This window comes from Paenibacillus sp. sgz302190 (genome assembly GCF_059820445.1).
Genome location: NZ_JBZYAO010000067.1, coordinates 1 through 19,440, shown reverse-complemented (window position 1 = coordinate 19,440; position 19,440 = coordinate 1). Strand labels below are relative to the sequence as shown.

General features: G+C 53.8%; 17 protein-coding genes. 9 read left to right on the top strand and 8 right to left on the bottom strand.

All coding sequences use genetic code 11. The features are described from left to right. Positions 1-176: 176 nt before the first annotated feature. Entirely contained in the window at positions 177-1,286 is a 1,110-nt protein-coding gene (locus tag AC6RNO_RS35700; RefSeq protein ID WP_497108337.1) for a penicillin-binding protein 2, read from the top strand. Continuing rightward, entirely contained in the window at positions 1,171-2,199 is a 1,029-nt protein-coding gene (locus AC6RNO_RS35695; RefSeq protein ID WP_497108336.1) for a penicillin-binding transpeptidase domain-containing protein, read from the top strand. Before AC6RNO_RS35700 ends, AC6RNO_RS35695 begins: the two co-directional genes overlap by 116 nt. Here the strand turns inward: AC6RNO_RS35695 and AC6RNO_RS35690 are convergent. Next, positions 2,182-3,441, bottom strand: a complete 1,260-nt coding sequence (locus tag AC6RNO_RS35690; protein WP_497108338.1) for an ATP-binding protein — start codon at positions 3,439-3,441, stop codon at positions 2,182-2,184. The genes AC6RNO_RS35695 and AC6RNO_RS35690 overlap by 18 nt on opposite strands. Positions 3,442-3,650: 209 nt before the next feature. Between AC6RNO_RS35690 and AC6RNO_RS35685 the strand changes: the two genes are divergently transcribed. Beyond that, on the top strand, positions 3,651-4,478 hold the full coding sequence (locus tag AC6RNO_RS35685; RefSeq protein WP_497108335.1) for a lipoyl protein ligase domain-containing protein: 828 nt from the start codon (positions 3,651-3,653) through the stop codon (positions 4,476-4,478). 18 nt (positions 4,479-4,496) lie between these two features. Here the strand turns inward: AC6RNO_RS35685 and AC6RNO_RS35680 are convergent, their stop codons facing one another. Beyond that, positions 4,497-5,225, bottom strand: coding sequence for an alpha/beta hydrolase-fold protein (locus AC6RNO_RS35680; protein ID WP_497108334.1), 729 nt, complete (start codon positions 5,223-5,225; stop codon positions 4,497-4,499). A 299-nt stretch (positions 5,226-5,524) separates the two neighbouring features. Here AC6RNO_RS35680 and pdhA point away from each other — a divergent pair, with 299 nt between their 5' ends. The 4 genes from pdhA to lpdA all read left to right on the top strand — a co-directional run bounded on the left by pdhA (position 5,525) and on the right by lpdA (position 10,449). Continuing rightward, positions 5,525-6,607, top strand: coding sequence for a pyruvate dehydrogenase (acetyl-transferring) E1 component subunit alpha (pdhA, locus tag AC6RNO_RS35675; protein WP_474680344.1), 1,083 nt, complete (start codon positions 5,525-5,527; stop codon positions 6,605-6,607). Between the two features lie 89 nt (positions 6,608-6,696). Next, positions 6,697-7,677: an alpha-ketoacid dehydrogenase subunit beta gene (locus tag AC6RNO_RS35670; protein WP_474680343.1), complete on the top strand. Its 981-nt coding sequence runs from the start codon at positions 6,697-6,699 to the stop codon at positions 7,675-7,677. Between the two features lie 33 nt (positions 7,678-7,710). After that, positions 7,711-9,033 carry a 2-oxo acid dehydrogenase subunit E2 gene (locus tag AC6RNO_RS35665; RefSeq protein WP_497108333.1) on the top strand — a complete coding sequence of 441 codons (1,323 nt, stop codon included), beginning with the start codon at positions 7,711-7,713 and terminating at the stop codon, positions 9,031-9,033. Positions 9,034-9,036: 3 nt separating this feature from the next. Beyond that, a complete protein-coding gene (gene lpdA / locus AC6RNO_RS35660) occupies positions 9,037-10,449 on the top strand; it encodes a dihydrolipoyl dehydrogenase (RefSeq protein WP_497108332.1) in 1,413 nt (470 codons plus the stop codon). A 376-nt stretch (positions 10,450-10,825) separates the two neighbouring features. Here lpdA and AC6RNO_RS35655 read toward each other — a convergent pair whose 3' ends face one another. From AC6RNO_RS35655 to AC6RNO_RS35640, 4 genes are all read right to left on the bottom strand, one after another. Next, positions 10,826-11,392, bottom strand: coding sequence for a hypothetical protein (locus AC6RNO_RS35655; RefSeq protein WP_497108331.1), 567 nt, complete (start codon positions 11,390-11,392; stop codon positions 10,826-10,828). A gap of 21 nt (positions 11,393-11,413) precedes the next feature. Then, positions 11,414-12,085 (bottom strand): YdeI/OmpD-associated family protein, encoded by a 672-nt coding sequence (locus AC6RNO_RS35650; protein WP_497108330.1) that lies wholly within the window; start codon positions 12,083-12,085, stop codon positions 11,414-11,416. A gap of 102 nt (positions 12,086-12,187) precedes the next feature. Further along, positions 12,188-13,279, bottom strand: a complete 1,092-nt coding sequence (serC, locus tag AC6RNO_RS35645) for a 3-phosphoserine/phosphohydroxythreonine transaminase (RefSeq protein WP_474680339.1) — start codon at positions 13,277-13,279, stop codon at positions 12,188-12,190. Between the two features lie 272 nt (positions 13,280-13,551). After that, the gene (locus tag AC6RNO_RS35640; protein WP_488434551.1) at positions 13,552-14,418 is read right to left on the bottom strand and encodes a helix-turn-helix transcriptional regulator; all 867 of its coding nucleotides are present in this window, start codon (positions 14,416-14,418) and stop codon (positions 13,552-13,554) included. Between the two features lie 238 nt (positions 14,419-14,656). Between AC6RNO_RS35640 and AC6RNO_RS35635 the strand changes: the two genes are divergently transcribed. Next, complete coding sequence (locus AC6RNO_RS35635; protein WP_474680689.1) at positions 14,657-15,604, top strand: aldo/keto reductase family protein; 948 nt, start codon at positions 14,657-14,659, stop codon at positions 15,602-15,604. Between the two features lie 176 nt (positions 15,605-15,780). Next, the gene (locus AC6RNO_RS35630) at positions 15,781-18,120 is read left to right on the top strand and encodes a glycosyl hydrolase family 95 catalytic domain-containing protein (RefSeq protein ID WP_497108329.1); all 2,340 of its coding nucleotides are present in this window, start codon (positions 15,781-15,783) and stop codon (positions 18,118-18,120) included. Between the two features lie 15 nt (positions 18,121-18,135). Here the strand turns inward: AC6RNO_RS35630 and AC6RNO_RS35625 are convergent, their stop codons facing one another. Then, the gene (locus AC6RNO_RS35625) at positions 18,136-19,047 is read right to left on the bottom strand and encodes a Rossmann-fold NAD(P)-binding domain-containing protein (protein ID WP_497108328.1); all 912 of its coding nucleotides are present in this window, start codon (positions 19,045-19,047) and stop codon (positions 18,136-18,138) included. Between the two features lie 121 nt (positions 19,048-19,168). Then, the coding region (locus AC6RNO_RS35620; protein WP_497108327.1) for a hypothetical protein at positions 19,169-19,440 on the bottom strand (272 nt) is incomplete at its 5' end.

Here is a 19,440-nt window from a genome sequence, read left to right as displayed (position 1 = left end):
AAAAAAGATGCACTTTTGCAGGTTTTCTGCGCGTGCCAGCCGGCTAGTGAGGCGACGGCGTGAGCAAATTGTCGTGCGGCGGCTTGTGTACTGGCCAAAAACCCTCAAAAGTGCAGACTTTCAGCAGCGGTTAGTCCGAAGCTGCTGCTCCCCTCTGAGCGTCTAGTTTTGTGAGGATGACGCCCCGGTGTAATTTGCTTGGCGCAGTTTGCCGGATACGGCTGTTGAACATACTGAGAGCAGAAGCTATTCGTGCGACGAAAGGGATTGCGGCTATGAAACGGAATCAGCTGTCAGCGGCGGAAAAACGCCGAATATTTTTGTCTCTCCTTATTATCATTTGTGCGCTCTCCATTATTGGCGGGAAGCTTTTCTGGATACAGGTTGCCGCATCGGAAAGCTATTCGTCCCGGGGCATCAACCTCGTCGAAAACTCGGTTTTGCAAAGGCAGCGCGCTTTAGTTTTGGATAGCGGCCGCGGGCAAATTTATGATCGGCATATGCGGCTGTTTACAGGACAAACGGTCAGGGCGTTGGTCGTGTTTCCGATCCATAGCCAATACTGGGGCACTGAGGGGCAGCTTGCCCAGATCGCCCGTATATTAGGGACGAGCCCGAAGGATTGGCTCGCCTTCGTGAGCGGGTTGAAGGAGCCGCAGGTTTGGCGAGGCCAAGGCCAAGCCGATATAGATCCGCTCGCATTGACGCCGGAGGAGGAAGCGGAGATTACGGCTTTGCAGCTCCCGTACCTGAAAGTCGTAAACATGGAAAGCCGATATCCGGCGGAAATGACGGCCAGGCAGCTGATCGGATTTATCGGGCAAAATCCGGATCTCGTCTCTAGCGTATACGGCGCCGAGCTGGCGAGCGGCAGGATGGGGCTGACGAGCAAAATCGGCGGAGCCGGCCTGGAAAAAAGCTTTGATCGGTGGCTGCGCGGGATCGGCGAAACGTCGATCTCGTATTTCACCGATGCGGGCAAAAGGCCTCTGTCAGGCCTCGATGCCAGAATGATTGCGCCGGATAATCCGTATTACCCGCTCAAACTTGTAACTACGCTGGATATGAGCGTGCAGCAAAAAATCGAAGCGCTGATGGACAAGATGCAAATTCGCGAAGGGGCCGCAGTCGTNTTACCCGCTCAAACTTGTAACTACGCTGGATATGAGCGTGCAGCAAAAAATCGAAGCGCTGATGGACAAGATGCAAATTCGCGAAGGGGCCGCAGTCGTTCAGGATGCCGGCCAAGGCGATGTCGTTGCGATGGCGAGCCGCCCGAACTTTGATCCTGCCCGGGTCGACCCGGGCAGTTCGAACTGGAGCAACCACGCGCTCAAGGCGACGGTGCCGGGCTCGATTTTCAAGACGGTGGTTGCTGCGGCAGCGCTGGATGAAGGCGTCGTAGACCTTCACGAAACTTTCGATTGCGAGGGGGCATTGGGCAAATACGGCTTCACTTGCTGGAGAAAAGAGGGGCACGGCGCTTTAACGTTGGAGGAAGGTTATGCCCAGTCCTGCAACATCGTTTTCGCCAAAGTGATGCAGCGCTTGACTGCGGCGCAAGTGGAGACCTATGCGCGCAAGCTTGGGCTGCTGGCAGACGTCGGCTGGACAGGAAAAGCCGGTACGAAGGAGGACATAAGGCAATTCGATCAGGAGGAAGCCGGTCATCTTTTTGATACGCAGACACCCCGCAGCGATGAGGGCGTGCTGATGCAGACGGCCATTGGTCAAAGGGACGTGCGTATATCGCCGCTGCAAGCCTCCAACATGGTAGTCGCCTTGCTCCACGGGGGCAAAGCTTTGTCGCCAAGGGTGGTGCAGGAAATCCGTTACCGGACGGGCCGCGTCATGGAACAATTTCCTGTGCATGCGCTGCGTCCTGCCGATGGCAGCGTATCCGCGAAGACAAGCCGCAGGCTGCTGGACTGGATGCGGGATGTCGTCACGGATGGAACAGGACAAGGGCTGCAGGGGGCGGTATGGAACCTTGCAGGCAAGTCAGGGACCGCGCAAGTCATACATGACAAACAGGAAAAAATCAATCAATGGTTTATCGGCTACGGTCCTGTCGAAGCTCCGCGGTATGCGGTCTCGGTAGTTATCGAGAATGCGGATGCACGGGAAAGCAGCAAAGCGATTCCGCTTTTTAAGGGGATTATGAACATATTGGCCGAAGCTTCAAAGGGCGGGCAATGAAATCATAAAGCATGTTCCTTTTCCGGGCTGGCTTTTCACTTCGATGGTTCCTCCCAAGTTTTTGACGATGCGGAAGGAGACCATCATGCCAAGGCCGGTGCCTTTGTGTTTGGTCGAATAAAACGGGGTTCCAAGCTGCTCGATTTGCTCGGCCGTCATGCCGATTCCGCTATCCCTGATTTCCAAAATAATTTTGGAGCCGCGCTTATAGCCGCTAATTTGCAGCGTTCCGCCGTTCGGCATTGCTTCGATTCCGTTTTTGGTCAAATTAACGAGACATTGAATCATTTTTTCATAGTTGGCTATGATCCAAAGAGGCGATTCCATATCAAAGGAAATTTGTACCCCTCTCAGCGAGGCATAAGGATTGATCAAATTCCCCAGCTTTTGCGTGAGTGTGGAAGCGTCGAGCCTCTCCGTTTTTTCCGCCTGGGGTTTGGCAAACGAGAGGTAATCGCTAATAATGCTTTGCGCGCGGTCGATCTCTTCGATAACCATCGAAGTATATATCCGCTTTTTTTCTTCGGTAACCTGGGATTGGCTGAGAATTTGCATGAAGCCGCGCGCCACGGTCATCGGATTGCGGATTTCATGTGCTACGGAGGCGGCGAGCTCGCTAAGTACATGAAGTTTCTCGGAGCGTTGAAGCTCGCTTCGCATGGACATATTTTCGCGGATTCTTTCAATAAGATAAGTCAGCATCAACATCGTGACCATATGAATGAGACAGAATAAGCCGCCATACATCCAAAAGCGCAAATCGATCTTTTCATCCATCTGAATCCGGTAAACGAGGTTTATGCAAAAAGCGGCCAAAGCGCTGACGAATGCAAGCAAACTGGGGAACATCACCTTGGTCGTGCGCTGTTTCCAATTGCTGAGCGAGATAAAGGCAAGTATGAAAGGGACCAAAAGTGCGATGAGGGAAACGATCAAAACCAGTTCCGGCCCTCCGATGTAATATCGATAGGCGATGATCACTGCGGATACGATCAAGCCGGCGCCGATGCCGCTGTACAAGAATGCGGCGAGCACGGGAATAACGCGAAGGTCGTATTCGCTGCCGTTGTAGGCGAAGAGCGGATGAGACATGCAAAACACCGCGGCAAGAGAGCAGATGATAGCGATGCTCAACTGGCTGCAGCGGCGGCTTTTAATGGGCCTGGACCGGTCAAGCCATAATATGTAATAGATCAAGATGGGTACCGTTAGAACCAGTACATTAAGCAGCAAGTCATCCATGACTTTCAATTGTTTTCGCCCACTTATCGGAATTTGGTTATATTTGTATTATTTCGACAGGAAAATAGAAATTCCTACCTGTTTGAGTCTGAGATTTTGATGATTTTTGACAATATCTTCTGCAATCCGGGACGGTTCATTGCGATACGGAGGCAGATCCATTACAATTTGAAATGGGTTTGAATACGAAGGTCGGGAGAATCGGGATTATGTCTATACAATTGCTGCCCCCCGGTACGATCGTTTGGGATCGTTCGGATGAAACGGGCTTTCACGATATACTGTACTCGTTTGCTCTGGAGGAGTTGATGTGCAGGGCGATTGGCCAGGGGGCCGCGCCTGTGATCCATATTTGGCGCCATCCGCGGGCTTTTGTGATGGGGCTTCGCGACAGCCGGCTTCCTTTGGCCGCCGATGCGCAGCGATGGCTGCAGGGCCAGGGCTACAGCACGGCGGTCCGCAATTCCGGCGGTGCGGCCGTTCCGCTTGACCTGGGCGTCGTTAATGTGTCGCTGCTTCTTCCCAAAGCGGCGGGCGATATGGAGCACCGCAAAGATTTTGAAACGATGGTGGCCTTGATCCGGCAAGCGATGAGCGGTTTAACCGGACAGATCGATCAGGGAGAAGTTGTCGGCTCGTTTTGCCCGGGCGAATTCGATCTGAGTGTCGGCGGGCGCAAATTTTGCGGAATTGCCCAGCGCCGCCAGCAGCGGGCTATCTCGGTGCAAGCTTTTGTCATCGTGGAAGGAAACGGCGAGAGCAAGGCCCGCATGGCGCGCGAGTTTTATGACAAAGCGGCGGGAACGGCTTTGCAGGGGGATTATCCGGCAGTCGCACCCGGGAGCATGGCAAGCCTTGCGGAATGTTTGAACGCTCCGCTGACCTCCGGCCAATTTACGGAGACGCTCATAGCGGAACTCGGCAAAACGGGAATCCGGCCGGCCGCCGCAGAACAAATCGTCGGAGCGCCGACTGGAGAGCAAATTGCGGATATGATCGATTTGCTGAAATCGCGGTATGCGATAAAAAGCGGATAATCAGTAGATAGAAGGTGGCTATCCCAAAAAGTAATGCAGCGCATCAGGCAGCTCCAACTGCCAAAACCCCCATAAATGCTTGCCGGGCTTCTCTATATAGTGGAGCGCGGTTTTTTTTCGCTCTAGGACCTCTCTGGTCAGCCGGTTTTCCAGAACGAAATCGAACGTACCGCGCTCTGTCGTCACTTGGGTTTCGTCCAGACCGATCAGCATGTACAGCTCCAGCCAGGATAAATCCTCTTCCCTCGAAAGACGCTCCCTGGTTAAGCCGAAAAATGCGCCGGACAAGGATATAACGCGGCAAAAAAGGCTAGGATAATCTAAGGCAAGGTGCAGAGAAACCGTTCCTCCCAGCGAGTCGCCGGCAACGATGCGTTCGGTGCGGTCTTGGCGGGCCGGATAGAGCCCTTCGATGTAAGGAATCAGTTCCTCAGCAAAAAAACGGGTGTAAGCGGAATGACGCTCCCCTTCAGGGGCGTATTCGCTTGTGCGAACGGCTGTATCGACGTCCACTCCGACAACGATGGCCGGCTCCATTCCGTCATCCAGAATGCAGCGGTTCAGAGTCGTCGCGATGCGGCCGAAATTAAAAAATTGCTCGCCGTCCTGGCAATAAATGACCGGATAGGACAGCAGGTCGTTATAGCCGGGCGGCAGGAAAATGCGGAGGGATCGCCGTTCGCCCAAATAAGCGGATGTAATTTCGTCTTTGACAATCGTTCTTTTGTAGTAGCGGGAGTCTTCCATTGTATCATGCGCCCCTTTTTTAAAATGATGTCAGCCGTTACCGGCGTGTTATTGAGTGCCAGCAATGTGTGGCGGTTTTTTTGCAAAAATTGGGTATTTTTCGGAGAGGTGTATTATAGCAGTTATTAATAAATTGTTAACTGTATTATATATTTTGATGAACTGTACTATTCAATTAGGTTAAAAAATGTCGTATTCCTTAAGGAAACTGGTGTACAATTCACAAAAACAGGTTTATAATAATACTATAACAGAAACGAAGCTAGCAGGCATTAAAATCATATATGAGGTGAAATGGTATGAGTAAGCCACTTGTCAGCCAAGCGAATTATGAAGTGACCACAGAGAAAGTTCAGCCTTTGCAGGTCCTTGCTCCGGACGGTACTGTTGTCAATCCTGACAAAATGCCGAATTTGAGCGACGATCAATTGAAAGAATTAATGAGAAGAATGGTATTCACCCGCGTATGGGATGAAAGAGCCGTTAATCTGGGCCGTCAAGGCCGTCTTGGTTTCTACGCGCCGGTATCTGGACAGGAAGCGTCCATGATCGGCAGCGAGTTTGCTTTGAACAAGGACGATTTCATTTGCCCGGGCTACCGCGATATGCCGCAAATCGTATGGCACGGACTGCCGATGTATCAAGCTTTCTTGTATTCCCGCGGTCACCAGCATGGCGGTCAGATTCCGCAGGATGTGCACGTGCTTATGCCGCAAATCATTATCGGCGCGCAAATTTTGCATGCTACCGGCGTTGCGATGGCGTTCAAAAAGCGCAATCAGCCTCGTGTAGCGATTACTTACACAGGCGACGGGGGCAGCTCTGAAGGCGATTTCTATGAAGGAATGAACTTTGCGGGAGCATTTAAGCTGCCTGTCATTTACTTCGTGCAAAATAACGGCTATGCGATCACGACTCCGTATGCCAAGCAAACAGGCGCGCTTTCCGTAGCGCACAAAGCGCTTGCCGCGGGAATCAAGGGCGTTCAAGTGGACGGCATGGACGTTCTGGCTGTCGTTCAAGCAGTGACCGAGGCTGCCGAGAGAGGCCGTCGGGGCGAAGGCGCAACTTTGATCGAAGCATTAACGTACCGTTTCCGTCCGCATTCGATGGCGGATGATACGACCAAATACCGCACCAAAGACGAAGAAAGCGAATGGGAACCTAAAGATCCTCTTGCGCGCATGCGCCTGTTCCTGACACAAAAAGGACTGTGGAGCGAAGAGGAAGAGAACCGCGTGAAGGAAGAAGCGAAGGCTACTGTCGCCGAGCATATCAAAAAAGCCGAGGAAACCGAAAAAATGACGATTCCTGGCTTGATCGATTCGATGTTCGAAACTACACCGCAGCATCTGGAAGAGCAAAAGCAAGCGTACAAATAAATGGTTTCGCGGCTGTCGGCCGCGAGAACGAAAGCAATGCTAACGAGGCCAGTTTTTTGGCGAAAAACTCTTAGGAGGCACGGACTGTCATGGCACAAATGACGATGATTCAAGCGATAAAAGACGCGATGCGCGTTGAATTGGAAAGAGATCCCAACGTAGTTTTGTTCGGGGAAGACGTTGGTCATGTCGGCGGCGTATTTCGCGCGACGGAAGGTTTACAAAAAGAGTTCGGCGAAGAGCGCGTATTCGATACGCCTCTGGCTGAATCCGCGATCGGCGGACTTGCCGTAGGTCTTGGCATCCAGGGCTTCCGCCCGATTGCCGAAATTCAATTTGTCGGCTTCATTTATGAAGCGCTCGACCAAATTTGCGTACAGGCTGCCCGTATGCGCTACCGCTCCGGCGGCCGCTACAACGCTCCGATCGTGTTCCGCACGCCTTTTGGCGGCGGGGTTAAAGCGGCTGAGCTGCATACCGACCCGCTGGAAGGGCTGCTGGTGCAAACTCCGGGGATCAAAGTCATTGTCCCTTCCAACCCTTACGATGCGAAAGGGCTGCTCATTTCAGCGATTCGCGATAATGACCCTGTTTTCTTCATGGAACATTTGAATTTATACCGTTCTTTCCGTGCAGAAGTGCCGGAAGGCGAATATACCGTGGAAATCGGCAAAGCGAATGTCGTTCGCGAAGGTTCCGATGTCACGATCATTACTTACGGCGCTATGGTGCACACTTCCCTCAAAGCGGCCGAGGAAATCGAAAAAACGAAGGGCGTCAAAGTCGAAGTCATCGACCTGCGCACACTGCTGCCGCTTGATATCGACACGATCGTCGCTTCCATCAAGAAAACGAACAGAGCGATTATCGTACAGGAAGCGCAAAAAACTTCCGGCGTAGCGGCGGAAGTGATCGCGCAAATCAACGAGAAGGCGATCCTCCATCTGGAAGCTCCCGTGCTTCGCGTGGCGCCGCCGGATACGATTTATCCTTTTGCGCAAATCGAAGACGCTTGGCTGCCTAATCCTGCGAGCGTCATTGCCGGAATCAATCAAGTCCTCGAATTTTAATTATACAGTCGAAAGTAATGGGAGGTAGTGTACGTGGCACTTTTTGAATACAAGTTCCCTGAGCTTGGCGAGGGCATACATGAAGGCGAGATCGTCAAGCTGCTCGTCAAAGCGGGCGACGCCGTAACGGATGAAACGATTTTGATGGAAGTTCAAAACGATAAAGCGGTCGTGGAAGTACCTTGTCCTGTCGACGGAAAAGTCGTCGACGTGAAAGTGAAAGACGGCCAAATCTGCACGGTCGGCGAGCTCGTGATGACGATCGAGGTCGCGGGCGAACTGCCTGCGGCATCGATCCACGGCCACGACGCGCCTGCGGCCGCGGCGCCTGCTCCTGCTGCCCCTGCGGCGGCAGCACCGGCCCCTGCAGCAGCACCAGCGGCTGCTGCTGCAGCTCCGGCAGCGCCTGCTGCAAGCAGCGCCGGCCGCGAAGTGCTTGCGACGCCTAGCGTGCGCAAGCTGGCAAGAGAGCGGGGCGTCAACCTCGCAGAGGTGACGCCGACAGGCAAGCACGGCCGCGTTACGCGCGAGGACGTGCTCGGTTTCACAGCCGGAGGCGGCGCAGCCGCGGCTCCGGCAGCAGTGCAGGCCGCTGCGGAGGCGGCCGGCGTGGCGGCGCCTGCGGCAGCAGCGCAGGCGGCCGTGAGCGGCGATCGCGTCGAAGAACGGATTCCGTTCAAAGGAATCCGCAAAGTGATCGCGAACGCGATGGTCAAGTCCGTGTACACGGCTCCGCACGTGACGCTGATGGACGAGATCGACGTGTCGGCCCTCGTCGCTCTGCGCGAGCGGACGAAGCCTCTCGCCGAGAAAAAAGGCGTGAAGCTGACTTACCTGCCGTTCATCGTCAAAGCGTTGGTAGCGGCTTGCCGCCAATTCCCGGTCATGAATGCGATGATCGACGAAGAGAAGCAAGAGATCGTGTACAAAAAGTACTACAACATCGGCATCGCGACCGATACGGACAACGGCCTGCTCGTTCCGGTCATTCATGACGCAGACCGCAAAAACGTATGGTCGATCGCATCCGCCATCAAGGATCTTGCCGTTCGCGGACGCGAAGGCAAACTGGCTCCTAACGAAATGAAGGGCGGAACGATTTCCATTACGAACATCGGCTCCGTAGGCGGCATGTTCTTTACGCCGGTCATCAACTTCCCTGAAGTTGCGATTTTGGGTGCAGGACGCATCACGGAAAAACCTGTCGTGAAAAACGGACAAATCGTAGCAGCTCAAGTTATGGCGCTTTCCCTCAGCTTTGACCACCGCATCGTGGACGGAGCGACGGCGCAAAGCTTCCTGAACTATATCAAGCAGCTTCTGGCCGATCCAGAGCTTCTTGTCCTGGAGGTGTAACATATGGTAGTAGGAGACGCTTCTTTAGATATTGACGTATTGGTTATCGGTGCGGGTCCAGGCGGCTATGTGGCCGCCATCCGCGCCGCGCAGCTCGGCAAAAGCGTATTGATCGTAGATAAATCGGAATGGGGCGGCGTATGTCTGAACCGCGGCTGTATCCCTTCCAAAGCTTTGATCTCCGCTGCGCATCAATACGAGCATGCCCTTCATGCCGACAGCATGGGCATCTCGGTTGAAAATGTGAAAGTGGATTTCACCAAAGTGCAGGAATGGAAAAACGGCATCGTCAAAAAGCAAACAGGCGGCGTAAGCGCACTGCTCAAAGGCAACAAAATCCAGATGTTCCAGGGCGAAGTCATGTTCATCAACGAGCATGAAGCGCGTGTATTCAATGAGCAGGAAGCTCCGCGCTACCGCTTCCAGCACTGCATCATCGCGACGGGCTCCCGTCCGATCGAGTTGAAAGCATTCCCGTTCGGCGGCAGAATCATCTCCTCGACAGAGGCGCTTAACCTGCCGGAAATTCCGAAAAGCATGATCGTCATCGGCGGCGGCTACATCGGCATCGAGCTGGGCCAAACGTACGCGAAGTTCGGTACAAAAGTAACTGTTCTGGAAGGCTCTGACAGCGTGCTGCCGGGCTTTGAAAAAGAAATGTCCAAACTGGTTGCCCGCAACCTGGACAAAGTAGGCGTTGAGGTGCATACTGAAGCGTTGGCGCAAAGCTGCACCAAAACGGACAACGACGTGACGGTTACGTTCACTGTCAAAGGCGAGGAAAAGCAAGTTACGGCCGATTACGTGCTTGTAACGGTTGGCCGCCGTCCGAACACGGACGGCGAGCTCGGCCTGGATCTGATCAACCTGAAGCTGACAGAACGCGGTTTGGTCGAGATCGACAATCAATGCCGCACGAGCATTCCGCATATTTTCGCGATCGGCGATATCGTTCCGGGTCCGGCTTTGGCGCACAAAGCTTCCTACGAAGCAAAAGTGGCGGCTGAAGTGATTGCCGGTCATCCGAGCGTAATCGACTATAAGGCGATCCCGGCGGTCGTATTCTCCGATCCGGAAATTGCCAGCGTCGGTTTGAACGAAACCGAAGCGAAAGCGCAAGGCTACAATGTAGCGATCGGCAAGTTCCCTTACGCAGCCAACGGCCGCGCGAACTCGCTGAACGCAGGCCAAGGTTTCGTGAAACTGGTCGGCGACAAAGATACGGGCATCCTGCTGGGCGGGCAAGTTGTCGGTCCGGAAGCATCCAACCTGATCGGCGAGCTTGGCTTGGCGATTGAAATGGGAGCCACCCTGGAAGACATCGCATTGACCATCCATGCGCATCCGACATTGACGGAAATGGTGATGGATGCAGCGGAAGGCGCTTTGGGCCATCCGATTCATCAGCTTAAATAATAAATTAGAAAAAGTCCCGAAAGATTGGCCGTGGAGCCGATCCTTCGGGACTTTTTTAGCGTTTGAGTTCGATGCAGCGCGGCAACGCATGGAACGGTATTCCGGTTGGCGAACCGGCTTCCCCACCCACGCTGCTGCTCACTTTCGAAACGGGGCGAGGCTGTCGCACAAGTAGTTTGCGGCTGCTTCGGTAAATTAATCCAGAGTAGAATAAACCCATCAACCTAGCAATCACTAGCAACCTGCATAAACCTACCAATCCAGCAATCACTAGCAACGTCCAAAAAACCTGCAAAAGTACATCTTTTTGTGTGTTGATAGGCTTGTTTCAGGAAATTCCTGCAAATCTGCAGTTTTTTTGGCTATTAAGCAGGGTTCAGCCAATCAAGAGCGGAAATTCCTGCACAATCGCAGGCTTTTCGCCAAAACGAGCATATTCAGCCGAAAAAGCCTGCACTTTTGCAGGGTATGCGAGCTGCCAAGCCGTTTCCCGAATGGCCGAGCAGGTTTTGCGAGCCGCAAAGCCGTTCCACGAACGGCCGAGCAAGTTTTGCGTGGCGCCAAGCCGTTCCACGAACGGCCGAGCAGGGTATGCGAGCCGCCAAGCCGTTTCCCGAACGGTCGTACAGGGTATGCGAGCCGCAAAGCCGTTCCACGAACGGCCGAGCAAGTTTTGCGTGGCGCCAAGCCGTTCCACGAACGGCCGAGCAGGGTATGCGAGCCGCCAAGCCGTTTCCCGAACGGTCGTACAGGGTATGCGAGCCGCAAAGCCGTTCCACGAACGGCCGAGCAAGTTTTGCGTGGCGCCAAGCCGTTTCCCGAACGGCCGAGCAGGTTTTGCGAGCTGCCAAGCCGTTTCCCGAACGGCCGAGCAGGGTATGCGAGCCGCTAAGCCGTTTCCCGAACGGTCGTGCAGGCTATGCGTACCGCTAAACCATCCCACGGCCACGCCGGCTGTTCGGCCTTACTCTTTTAGTGACGGATTTTTAACGCCCCGCGACAGCTTGTCGATTGTTTTTTCAACGCGGCTGCAGCGCGTTTCTTCGCGTTTGGCGTCGGTGATCCAGCGGACGTATTCTTTGCGGTTCGTGTACGACAGCGTTTCGTAGAACGCGAAGGCTTCGGGGTTGGCGGCAAATGCCGCAGCCAGATCGTCCGGCACGACGACGGTTTTGTCGGCGGCTGCCGCGGCTTTGTCGGCGTCCGCCGAGCGGTCTGTTGTGCGCTGGCTTCTCGGCGCTTTTACCTGGCTTGCGTGCCGAAAACGCATGGCTGACCAAGTGTCGTCCAGGGAGATGAGGGAGACGCCTTCGTACTGAAGGTCGTAAACCGGCTGCCACCCGGAATCCCGGTTAATGTCGTTTTTTATTTTTCCCGTACCTTTCGGGTAGCACATCCACAGCAAACCGTCCGGGGCGACGGCCTGGATCGCGATGGGCGCCAGGCTTTGCACTTCAGCGGCGCTATGGAGAAATACTTGCACAAAATCGTAAGCGTGATCGGCTTCTTTTTGCTCGGTCGCCTGCACATCCTCAGGCAGAGGGCCTAGCGATGCGATATAACCTTCAGGCGCATTCAAAATCAAAGCCCGCTTGCAGCTTGCCAAGCGGAGTTTTTTGACCAATTCGTTGCTCATGTGAGGGCTCACTCTTTTCTTTAGTTAGCAATCTTACCCACTATTCTAGAAGCAAGGAAGCCGCTTTGTCAAAATGCCGGCGCGAAATATGGCGAAAAGCGGTCAACCGTGTCTTTTTTGAAAATCGGTCATAAAATCGGCGAGCGCTCTGCACGCTTCCTCGGGTACTGCGTTATAAGCGGATGCGCGCAAACCGCCAACGCTGCGGTGTCCTGCCAGGCCTTCGAAGCCGTTCAGCTCGGACTCCCGGACGAACTTGCGTTCCAGCGCTTCGTCTTTCATTCGCCAAGTGATATTCATATGGGACCGGTCGGCCGGATCGATGATGCCTTTGTAAAATCCGCCGCTGGCGTCAATTACGCTGTAGAGCAGGCCGGCTTTGGCCGCGTTTTGCTTTTCGAGCTGTTCCAGGCCTCCCTGCCGGAAAAACCATTTTAACACAAGGTTCATCATGTAGATGGCATGCACCGGCGGCGTATTGTAAAGCGACCTGTCTTTGGCAAAAGTTCCGTAGCGGAGAATCGCCGGAATCCGCTTCGACGCCTGCTCCAGCAAATCTTCGCGGATGATGACGGCCGTTACGCCGGCAGGCCCGAGATTTTTTTGCGCGCCCGCGTAGATCAGGGAAAAACGCTGAAAGTCCAGCTTCCGGCTGAGAATGTCGCTGGTCATATCGCCGATCAGCGGGACCGCCCCGACCGACGGTATTTCAGCATAGCGCGATCCTTCGATGGTGTTGTTCGTCGTGATATGGACGTAAGCCGACGAAGGGGCCAAGTCGCTTGCCGCCAGCTTTGGAATGTGGCGCCATTCCTGCTCGCGCGAGCTTGCCGCAACATGGACCGGGCCTACTTGGGCGGCTTCTTTGCAAGCTTTTTCCGCAAAGCTGCCGGTGAGCGCGTAGCTGGCCGTTGTTCCCTCTTGCAGGAAGTTAAGCGGAATTAATGCAAACTGGGTGCTTGCGCCGCCGCCCATAAAGAGCGTGTGATACTTGCCGTCGTCGAGCCCCAAAGCTTGCAGCAGGAGCTGCTGCGTTTCGTCGTTCAACTGCTCCACTTCTTTGCTGCGGTGCGACATTTCCAGTAGTGAAATTCCTTTGCCTTGGTAGTCGACGAATTGTTCTTTCGCTTGTTCCAGCACTTCGAGCGGCAGCGCAGCCGGACCCGGGTTAAAATTGTACAATCTTTCAGCCATCTCATGATTCCTCCCGTATATCGAATAAAAAACAAAAAGCGCCCTCATCCGATTGGGACGAGGAGCGCTTGCTCGCGGTGCCACCCAAATTGAGGAACTTCGTTCCTCCTCTTGGTTCCGCGGTAACGGGCGGGTCCGGTTAACTTAGAATCGACGCAGCGTCTATCTTGGCGAAAACGCCTCCGAGTTGGATTCTCATCACAGGCATGATCCGGTTATGAATGTTGTTAAGAAGTATATCCCAAGTAGGGGCATATGGCAATACCGGGAAATTATTTTTTTGAAAAGCGCTGCCGGTAGGTGCGCGGGGTAATGCCTTCGTATCTCGAAAAGCAGGATGTGAAATAAGCGGCATGGTTGAATCCGACTTCTTCCGCAATGTAGGCGACGGGTAGATCGGTTTGCAGCAAAAGCAGCTTTGCCTGTTCAACGCGGTAATGCAATAAATAGTCCATGGGTGAACAGCCGAACTCCTTTTGCATGCAGCGGGCGATATAGACCGGATGAAAATTAATCGCTTCGCCAAGCTCCTGAGCGGTAATTCCTTCGCGGTAATGGAGCCGCAAATAAGTGGCGGCCTGATGGGCAACCGCCGCTGCCGGTTTGGCGGTCGTTGAATTCAGGGAGGCGCTGAGCTGCTCCATTATTTCCTGGAAAATAATTTGCTGCTTCCAGCGCACCCAGCTTTGGTGGGAGTTCTTTTCCAACCCGATCAACTGATTCAAACTTTCGTACATTTTGGAGGGCTGGAGCAGCTTCGTGAACTGTGGAACTTGAATTTGAAAAGTTTGCAGCATGAAATTGTTTTCTGCGTGGCCGGTTGAAGAACTTTGGCTGTTCTCCTCGACTGCTTGCCACGAGCCCGTAGTTTGGAAGTGCAGCCAGTACGTTCCGGTTGGGCTGCGGTTGCCTTCAGTCGGATAATGATGAAGGTCGGGCCGGAGAATGAGGGCGTAGTCTTCCGCAACCTCGTAATGGCGGTCTTCCTCGCCGACATAAAGGCAGCCCTTGTCCACTACAAGCAGGTCAAATTCGCCGAGCTTGTAGCGTTCGGGATGTTTTCTGCCTATTTGAGCTACGCTGTAGCCGCCCGAAATGTAATGCGGAAGCGGCGGAGCGGTAAATTGCAGGATGGACACAAGGCAGACCTCCCAGGAAATACAGCTGATCCGAAAAGTTGGAATCTTGATAGTATAGGTTGAAAAACTGATACTTGATGCCTAGTATACCATCTATAATGTGAATAAACGAGCTGTAATTAAACGCGCGTTTAAAGCGTTTACATTGAAGTGGCAGTCGGGCAGCTCCGGTACATACGGCAATCGATACTTTTCGTTTTTGGATGAAAATTATGTAAAGAAAAGAGGCCGGTTCATGATGAAATACCGTAAATTGGGAAGAAGCGGACTGAAAGTTAGCGAAATCAGTCTGGGAAGCTGGCTGACCTACGGGAATTCCGTCGCCGAGGAAACGGTAGCGAAGCTGACTCGCAGGGCGTTCGAGCTGGGCGTTAACTTTTTGGATACGGCGAATGTGTATGCGCAGGGCGAAGCGGAAATATTGCTCGGAAAAGCTTTGAAAGCTTATTCGCGCGATTCTTATGTGCTTGCGACGAAAGCTTTTTGGCCGATGGGAGCGGGCCCGAACGACAGGGGACTCTCGCGCAAACACGTTTTCGAGCAAATTCATGCCAGTCTGCGGCGTTTGCAGACCGATTATGTTGATATTTTTTACTGCCACCGCTACGATCCGGAGACGCCTGTCGATGAAACGCTGCGCACGATTGATGATATGGTCCGCCAGGGAAAAGTGCTGTACGTCGGCGTAAGCGAATGGACGGCGGCGCAAATTCAGGAGGGTTTGCGGACCGCCGACAAATACTTGCTTGACCGGGTCGTCGTGAACCAGCCGCAGTACAACATGTTTCACCGCGGCATTGAAGCCGAGGTGCTGCCGGTCAGCGAGAAGAACGGCATCTCGCAGGTCGTATTTTCGCCTTTGGCGCAAGGTGTACTAACAGGCAAATACCGTAAAGGCGGGAAGCTTCCCGAAGGAAGCCGAGCGAGCGATCCGACAGCGAATTCGTCGATCGGCAAATTTCTGAGCGAAAGCCACCTGGACAAGGTGGAGCAACTGGCAGGCGTCGCGGACGAACTCGGCCTATCGATGTCGACGCTGGCGCTGGCTTGGGTGCTTCGACAACCGGGCGTCGCCAGCGCGCTCGTAGGCGCGACGCGGGTCGAGCAGCTGGAAGACAACGTGAAAGCGTCCGGCGTCACGCTCCCGGCCGAAATTATCCGAAAAATAGATGAAATTCTCGCTTGATTTTGGATGAATAGCTCCTTGTGAGCAAAGCGGTGGTTCACGGAAGCCGCCGTCTTGCTCACGAGGAGTTTTTTTCGTTGTACAAAGCTGGAAATCGTTATAAAATGAACTCGTTACAGCTGTCAGCGGTTTTTTTTATCAATTTGGGTTACCGATAACACAAGGCTGAAAGGAGCATGTTTGTGAACCTGAAAAATAGGAGATTGTGGTACAGGCAGCCTGCGAACGAATGGACGGAGGCGCTTCCGATTGGAAACGGACGGCTGGGCGCGATGGTATTCGGCGGGACGCACGAGGAGCTGTTCCAGCTGAATGAAGACACGCTGTGGTCCGGATATCCGCAGGACAAGCTCAATTATAAGGCGCTCGGCCATTTGGAAGAAGCCAGGGAAGCTCTGCGGGCCGGCGCATATGCGAGTGCGCAGGATATCGTCGAGACGCATATGCTCGGCCAGGACAGTGAAGCGTATCAGCCGCTTGGAGATCTGCGGATCCGCACGGGCAGCGGGGGGGCAATCAGCGGCTACGAACGCGAGCTGGATCTGGAGACGGCGATTGCGCGGGTCAGCTACGAGCAGGACGGCGTGCGGTTCACGCGGGAAGCGTTTATTTCCGCTGCGGATCAGGTGCTGGTCGTCAGAGTGCAGGCCGATCCACCCGGACGGTTGAATGTGACGGCATCCATAGACAGTCCGCATCCGTTCTCCACCGCTGCGGAAGCCGGCGCGCTGCAGGTGAAAGGAGCGGCTCCTTCCCGGATCTGGCCTGAAATTACATACGACGGCAAGGGCATGCTGTTCGAAATCGGCTTGCAAGCTGTGGCGGAAGGCGGTTCGCAAGCTGTGAACGAGCGATCCGAGCATACGTTGACGGACGCAGATGCCGTCACTTATTTATTGACTGCGGCAACGAGCTTTAACGGTTACGACCGGGATCCTGTCCAGGCAGGCAAAGACGCTGCGGCTATTTGCCATAGCATTTTGGCGGCTGCCGGCGCGTATTCGTACGAGGAGTTGAAACAGCGGCATATCGCCGATTATAGCGGGTTGTTTCATCGGGTGGAGTTGGACCTGGGAAGTTCCGGCGCGGCGGAGCTGCCGACGGACGAACGGCTTAAACTGGTGCAAGCGGGAGCCGACGATCCCGGCCTTGAAGCGCTTTTGTTCCAGTATGGGCGTTACTTGCTGATCGCCAGTTCCAGGGCGGGAACGCAGCCGGCTAATTTGCAGGGCATATGGAACAAGGACATCCGCCCGCCGTGGCGCAGCAACTACACGGTTAACATTAATACGCAGATGAACTACTGGCCTGCCGAAATAACGAATTTAAGCGAATGCCATGAGCCGCTTTTCCGGTTTGTACAGGAATTAAGCGAGAGCGGCCGGAAGACGGCCGACGTTCAATTCGGCTGCCGGGGGTGGACGGCTTGTCACAATATCGATCTTTGGCGTCACACTTCGCCGGTATCCGGTTCGGCAAGCTGGGCGTTCTGGCCGATGAGCGGCGCATGGCTGAGCAGGCACCTTTGGGAGCATTATTTGTTTACCGGGGATTTGTCGTTTTTGGAGCGGGAAGCGTACCGGCCTATGAAGGAAGCGGCGTTGTTCTGCCTTGATTGGCTGATCGAGGATGGGAGCGGATACCTCTTCACTTCGCCGTCGACGACGCCCGAGAACATGTTTCTCGCGGAGGATGGAACCAAATGCAGCGTCAGCGTTGCGACTACGATGGATATGGCGATAATGCGCGAGCTGTTTGCACAGGTCGTGCAAGCCGCCGAACTATTGGGCGTGGATGCGGATTTCCGTGCGCAATTAGAGAGCGCCGCTTCCCGCCTGCTGCCTTACAAGATCGGTCCTGCCGGCGAATTGCAGGAGTGGTCGGCCGATTTTGCCGAAGAATCTCCCGGGCACCGGCACATTTCGCATTTATACGGATTTTATCCGGGGAGCGAAATCGATCTGCTGGATACGCCCGCGCTGGCTCAGGCGGTCCGCCGCTCTCTCGAGCGCAGACTGCTTAACGGGGGCGGGCATACGGGCTGGAGCTGCGCCTGGATCATCAACGTCTGGGCGCGCCTGGGCGATGCTGAGCAGGCTCACCGCTACGTGAAGACGATGCTGGCGAAATCGACGTACCCGAATTTGTTCGACGCGCATCCGCCATTTCAAATCGACGGCAATTTCGGAGGTACTGCAGGCATAGCGGAAATGCTGCTGCAAAGCCATAACGGCGAAATCCGGCTGCTGCCGGCGCTTCCGTGCGGATGGGCAACCGGTTCGGTCAAAGGCTTGCGCGCCAGAGGCGGCTATGAAATCGACATCGCCTGGAAGGACGGCCGCCTGACCCAAAGTGTGATCAAAGCGGACCGCGATGCGATTTGCAAGCTTCGATCTCCCGAGAAGCTGCGAATTAGCAAGCTGAACGGTGCGGAAGATATCGGGGAGCGGACGGAGCAACCCGGAATCACGACATTTCAGGCACGCAAAGGCGAAGTATACGTCATTCAGGCATAAGCTGCGAAAAGAAACTCAGCCCAGCAAGTGCAGCATCAGCGCTTTTTGAACGTGACGTCTGTTGTCCGCCTGCTGGAAAATGATCGATTTCTCCGATTCGATAAGCGCCTCCTCAATCTCATAACCGGGATGAATCGGCATGTCGTGCATGATGTAGGGCGAGTTGGAACCGAGATTGCTGCGGTTGATTTGATAGGGCAGCATTACTGCAATGCGGCGCTGTTTTTCCTCTTGATAGCCGGGGTGATGGAAAAACTCCATATCGATCCAGGTATCCGCGTAAACAAAATCGGATTGTGAGACGGCTTCCTTGAGATCGTCCATATGAAAAATAAACCCGCTGGCACGCGCTTCCTGCATAAGCTGTTCGTCCCAGGAAGCTTCATTGATGATCGGCGTCACCAGGATCAGCCGTACGCCCAGCTTCATACACCCGGCAATTAACGAGTTGGCGACGTTATTATGGATGCCGGCATAGGTTAGAGTAGCGCCCTCAAAAGATCCGATAGTCTCATAAATCGTCATCAAATCGGCCAACGCTTGGCAAGGGTGATATTTGTCGCAGCATCCGTTAATTACAGGGACGGCTGAAGCCTCGGCAAGCTGCAGCAGGTCTTCGTGCTTCTTGAGCCGAGCCATAATCAGGTCGCAATTGCGCGATACATATTTTGCTTCATACCGAATGGGAGAAAGGCTGAAATTGCTTTTCTCCCATTCCATTTGAATCGGATTTCCACCCAACTGTTGAATCCCTGCATGAAATGAGAGATAAGTTCGGGTTGAAGTTTTTTGAAACAACATAAGCAGTCCTTTGTTGGCGCAAGCGGATGCGTATTTATCAGGGTGAGCTTTCAGATCCAGCCCGGCTTCGACGATAGCGCGGATTTCTGACGCTGATAATTCTTTTAGAGACAATAAATGCTTCATGAGTTCTCCTACATATATATTGAATATTTATTCATAATCATGAATATAAATTCATGATAATAAGTAGGGTAACAACTGTCAATCGTATTTTTGCCAAAAAAAACTACGACAGCATAATTAACTAACTTATAAGTGAATTCCATTTTTGCTCTAAGTCGTTGAGGTAGCCTGCGCTATTGCGATTAAATTTTTTGCGTAATATAACGCTGGTTAAACGCTGATCCCACAATGTTTTTCGAGGTTTATAGCGAGTAAAGCAAACTGAGCGCAGTCGTGAAATGACATGTTCCTGGCGCAGTGCATCATTCACTAATACGATCATTTCACCATTGCGTACGATGTAACTGTTCCAATTACGAAGTCCCGTAATACGACGGTGACTAGCCTTCGTCC